The organism is Campylobacter concisus, assembly GCF_902460595.1.
In the GTDB taxonomy this organism is placed as follows: Bacteria; Campylobacterota; Campylobacteria; order Campylobacterales; family Campylobacteraceae; genus Campylobacter_A; species Campylobacter_A concisus_BL.
This window is the reverse complement of the sequence record NZ_CABPVA010000021.1, coordinates 1-2,602: the sequence shown is the minus strand read 5'-3', so window position 1 is coordinate 2,602 and position 2,602 is coordinate 1. Positions and strand designations below refer to the sequence as shown.

1 protein-coding gene is annotated in these 2,602 nt (G+C 34.4%); it reads right to left on the bottom strand.

Annotated features, from left to right (window positions below; genetic code table 11):
* On the bottom strand, positions 1-2,602 hold a 2,602-nt coding region (locus tag F3G86_RS10025; RefSeq protein ID WP_188116460.1), incomplete at both ends, for a hemagglutinin repeat-containing protein.

Below are 2,602 nucleotides of genomic sequence, written 5' to 3'. Positions count from 1 at the left end.
TTTTAGATGAGTGTTTTTACCTACCTCTACGTTTAGCTCATTTGCTGTTATAGATGAGAGGTTTGTCTGTTTTATCTTTGTATTTGAGTTTGACTTGCTAAAGCTAGCTCCAACAGAGCTTAGAGATCTATCTCCAGATGCAAAGTTTTTAGCATTAGTTGCTCCAGAGTAGCTTACGCTTAAATTTATACCCTTGCTTTTAGAGCTAGCATCTTTTATATCTCTGGTGCTTTCTAGACTTAGGTTGTTTCCTACTTTTAAATTTAATCTCTCATCAGCTCTTAAATTTGCTCCCTTGATGGTTGCGTCATTAGCTGTGTTTATATTCATATCTTTAGCTGAGTAAAGATGAGAGTTGTTGTTTATTAGGCTTTGTTCGCTTTGTTTTAAGCTATTTGTTCCAAGCTCTAGTGAGCTAGAGTTTGCCCCATAAAATGTAAAACCAAATCCTGTTGTGAGTGATTTGGTGTTTGATTTATATTTTAAACTATCTTCACTAGAGTTTATATTTAGGTTGTTTGAGCTTAGGCTCATATCCTCTTTTGATGCTAGGTCTGAGCCAGTGATAGATATATCTTTAGTCGAGTTTATATTTATATGTTTAGCATTTAGACTAGACTTATTTGAGCTAGTTTGTTTTAAAGAGCTCTCTTGCTTAGTGGTAGCAAGATCAGCCCTTACTCCTACGCTAAATCCATATGTGCCTGAGCTTGCAATAGCTGCTGCTATTTGGGTTATAAGTGCTAAATTCTTGGCATTTACATTCTCAGTTGCAAGAAGAATGTTTTCTTTAAAGTATTTCTCCTCGTCTCTATACTCTTCTAAGATATCGCTTACTTCTTCTATATCAGAGTAGTCGATGCCTACCTCTTTGTTTCTATATCTTTGTTTTATATCACTTAGGCTAGCTTCTAGCTTTGACTTCTCTTTTTTATAGTTGTCGTACTCTTTTTTCACTCTTTTTAGCTGAGCAATCGCCTCTTTTAGAGCAAGTGCTGCTGGAGCGATCTGCGCATATTCGTTTTGGGCAGTGATAGATAGTGTGCCAGTCGCCTCTTTGCTTGATGTATCTTTGGCGTAGAGGTTGGTTGAGTGCTTGATATTTGAGTTTTGGCTAGTTAAATTTATGGCTTCATTGGCGTTTAAATTTGAGCCTACTATATTTATATCATCTTTTGCGTTTAGGTTTATGTCGCCATTTGCATTTAAATTTGACGAGTTTGCATTTAGCCAGTTCTCTTTTGAGCTTTTGTTCTCTAAGCTAGCTTTTGCGACAGGTACTTTTATAGATGTGTCTTTTGTTTTTGCTTTTAGATCTTTTATAGGATTTAGCTTTTGTATTAGGTCTGCTTTTAAATTCTTGATGTGCTCACCAATTGAGATTAAGCCTATCTTACTCTTTTTACTAACTTCGTTTCTATAGCTCTCATCATTAGAGTTTGTTATCTCTATGCTATTGGCATTTAAATTTATATCTTTTTGTGAATTTAGGTTTGCACCTTTTAGGCTGATGTTGTTTGCATTTATATTTATGTTTTCATTTGCGTTTAAATTTGCAGCAACTGCTTTTTTATCGCCTTTTTCAAGTAGATGAAGGCTGCTTTCATAAAGAGATGTTGGTTTTAATGAAAAGCGTGAGCTTTTAGTAAAGCTTTGGCTTGCTTCTACGTTGTGATTAGCATCAACTATAACGTTTTCATCTGCGTTTAAATTTATATTATTAGCATTTAGATTTGATGAGACTAGAGCCAGATTACCCCCAGCTTTTAGGCTAATATCACCTGCGTTTAAATTTGAGCTAATGACCTTTTGATTTATTGCCATTAGTTGAGACTCTTTTTTAGAGAAAAAGCCTTTTGATTTCTCTTTAGTCTCCGTGCTCTCGTTTGTATTTGCACCAACTACATATATATCATTTCCAGCTTCTACATTTAGCTTGTTAGTAGCTCTTAGATTGCTTGAGCTGATGTTGGTATTTGATTTAGAGTTTAAATTTATATCTTTTGCGTCTAGATTTGCGCTATTTAGCGTTTGGATGCTTTGCTTAAATTCTACGCCTTTTTCTTTTGCGCTATGGCTATAGGCAAACTCTTTGGCGTTTATATTTATATTATCTGCACTTAAATTTAGCTTCTCAGCCTCTAAGCCTGTGCCAGTGATGTTTAAATTTTCTTTAGCATTTAAATTTAGGCTCTCATCTGCTTTTAAATTTGAAGCTTTGCTAAACTGAGACGACTCTTTGTCTAAGCTTATATTATTGGCATCTATGTTTATATTTTTAGCTGAAATTTCACTTGAGTTGATATTTGCCGCATTAGCTTTTAAATTTAGATCTTTAGAGTTTAGCTCTAGGTGATTTAGGTTTAAATTTTGTGAGTTTAAATTTATATTATCAGCCACTACGCTTCCAGCTAGGCTTATGTTACCTTTGGCGTCTAGGTCTATATTATTAGCCATTACTAAAGCTGAAGCTTTTACGTTTTTATCTTTGGCCTCTTTTTTAAATTTACTTATGCTCTCATTTCTTGCTTCATATAGACTATCAAGGATGTTTGCTATATAAGCAGAGTTTATACTATCAAGGCTGTAGTAATACCCTTGG